The sequence below is a fragment of the Clostridium sp. genome (assembly GCF_036569345.1).
Classification (GTDB): domain Bacteria; phylum Bacillota; class Clostridia; order Clostridiales; family Clostridiaceae; genus Clostridium_AD.
Genome location: NZ_DATCQT010000032.1, coordinates 1 through 2,722, shown reverse-complemented (window position 1 = coordinate 2,722; position 2,722 = coordinate 1). Strand labels below are relative to the sequence as shown.

The 2,722-nt window shown below is 29.4% G+C and carries 2 protein-coding genes; both read left to right on the top strand.

Features of this window, described 5'->3' with window-relative positions; all coding sequences use genetic code 11:
• Positions 1-1,219, top strand: a 1,219-nt coding sequence (locus VIM70_RS03015; RefSeq protein ID WP_331943997.1) for a HAMP domain-containing sensor histidine kinase, incomplete at its 5' end; no start/stop codon positions are given.
• Positions 1,220-1,517: 298 nt separating this feature from the next.
• Positions 1,518-2,444, top strand: coding sequence for a HAMP domain-containing sensor histidine kinase (locus tag VIM70_RS03010; protein WP_331943995.1), 927 nt, complete (start codon positions 1,518-1,520; stop codon positions 2,442-2,444).
• Positions 2,445-2,722 lie beyond the last annotated feature (278 nt).

Genomic DNA, 2,722 nt, shown 5'->3' with positions numbered 1-2,722 from the left:
AGAGAAAGCAGACAGGGCAGCGGAATTAATCATCGCTAATAAAGAGCTTGCCTTTCAAAGTGGAGAGAAAGCAGACAGGGCAGCGGAGTTAATCATCGCTAATAAAGAGCTTGCCTTTCAAAGTGAAGAGAAAGCTGACAGGGCAGCGGAGTTAATCATCGCTAATAAAGAGCTTGCCTTTCAAATCAGAGAGAAAGCAGACAGGGCAGCGGAGTTAATCATTGCTATTAAAGAGTTTGCGTTTCAAAGCGGAGAAAAAGCAGATAGGGCAGCAGAGTTAATTATCGCTAATAAAAAGATTGCATTTCTAAGCAGAGAAAAAGCAGCCAGGGAAGCAGAGTTAATTATTGCCAATAAGGAACTCGCTTTTCAACGAGAGAAAGGTAAACAGTCAGCGGAACTAATTATTGCCAATAAAAAGTTAGTCATTGCCAATAAGATACAGGGAGAATTCCTAGTTAACATGGCTCATGAACTTAAAACACCATTAAATGTTATTTATTCAACAGCTCAGTTATTTGATATGTATTGTAATAGTGGTTCATTGGATGAAAAGAAGGATTCAATTATTAAATATATTGACGTAATGAAATTAAATTCCTATAGGTTATCCAAACTTATTAATAATATAGTTGATATATCAAAAATTGAAACGGGATTTTTTAAATTAAATTTATCAAATAACAATATAGTCAAAGTTGTAGAAGAAATAGTGATGTCAGTAACTGCTTTTACAGAAAGTAAAGGCTTAAATATTATCTTTGATACGGATATAGAAGAAAAAAATATTGCTTGTGATACAGAAAAGATAGAGAAAATAGTGTTAAATCTTTTATCAAATGCGATAAAATTTTCAGATGAAGGTGATGAAATATTTGTTGGTATTAAGGATAAGAATGGATTTGTTGAATTATCAGTCAAAGATAATGGTATTGGCATTGAAAAAGAGTACTTAAATATGATATTTGATAGATTTAAGCAGGTAGATAAATCGCTGTCAAGAAATACAGAAGGTACAGGTGTTGGGTTAAATTTGGTTAAATCAATTGTAGAATTACATGGTGGTAGTATATATGCTGAAAGTGAATTTGGGAAAGGAAGTAAGTTTACAGTTATACTTCCTTCAGGAAAGGTACTTCAGGAAAATATGATATATACTAACAAAATGAGAGGTGTAAATAAGAGTGTACGAGTGGAATTTTCAGATATTTATCTGTAATTTTTTTATAAATGATATGTAATATTCTAACGCAATTTATAAAAAATAAAAATTGTAAAACTCAATGGCTTAAGCTGGGTTCGTGTTGAAAAATAAGTTCTCATATAAGCACTGACATAATTGTTGATGTTATTTTTAATTTTATTGAATATATTGTAACAATTAGGATTTATACCATATCAAAACAACCCAATTTATGGTAATATATAGTAATAAGAGTATATGTTGAATTAATTTTGATTTATTAATTTTATAATCATAAAGCTAAAGGATATATTGAAAAAATGGGGGCTATATCGTGGAGTATGCTTATAATAATGTAATGGTAGAAAAAATAGTATCAGCTGGGAAAATTATTAAAGAACAAAATAGTGAGATAAAACAATTAAAGGAATTTAAAGTGAAACAAGAGGAACAATTGGAAACTATGAGAGAAGCAATAAAGGCACAGGAAGAATTTATCGTTAATATATCCCATGAACTTAAAACACCTCTAAATGTTCTGTCTGCTACGGTGCAGTTATTTAACATGCATTGCAATAGTGGTTCATTAGATAAAATGAAAGATTCAGTTATTAAATATATTAAATCAATGAATCAAAATTGCTACAGATTATCCAAACTTATTAATAATATAGTTGATTCATCAAAAATTGAAACTGGTTTTTTTAAATTGAACTTATCAAATAACAATATAGTAGAAGTTGTAGAAGATATAGTGATGTCTGTAACTAATTTTACCGATAGTAAAGGTATAAAAATTATTTTCGATACAGATATAGAAGAAAAAATTATTGCCTGCGACCCAGAAAAAATTGAGAGAGTAGTATTAAATCTTATATCAAATGCGATAAAATTTTCAGATAAAGATGATGAAATATTTATTGATGTTAAAGCTAAGGATGAATTTGTTAAAATATCAGTAAATGACAATGGCATTGGCATTGAAGAAAAGAACTTGGATTTAATATTTGATAGATTTAAACAGGTAGATAAATCATTATCAAGAAATACAGAAGGCACAGGTATAGGATTAAGTTTGGTTAAGTCAATTGTAGAACTACATTCTGGATGCATCTATGCCGAAAGTGAAGTTGGGAAGGGAAGTAAGTTTATAGTTAAGCTTCCTTCAAGAAGAATATCTAATGGAAACGTGATACATAGTAATAAAATATCAAGCAAAAAGGAAAGCGTAAAAGTGGAATTTTCAGATATTCATTTTTAATTTTTAGAAAAGTGACTTTTCTTATTAAACGTCGTAATCACAGGGCGGGAGGGAAAAGAGCTATATCGGTTCAAAGATATTGAGAAAGCTTATTCTCCTGAAATTTCTACATTATGATGTAATTTTGAACATAAATTGAAATATTATCTAAAAGTTTAGTCAATATACTAAACTTTTTTTTCTCGATATTTTAATGAGCTTTTATCAAGGTCTAAAAATAATTTATAAAAAAACAAAAAAATCGTCGGCAATCGGATGGTTGTGGTATACCACAACCA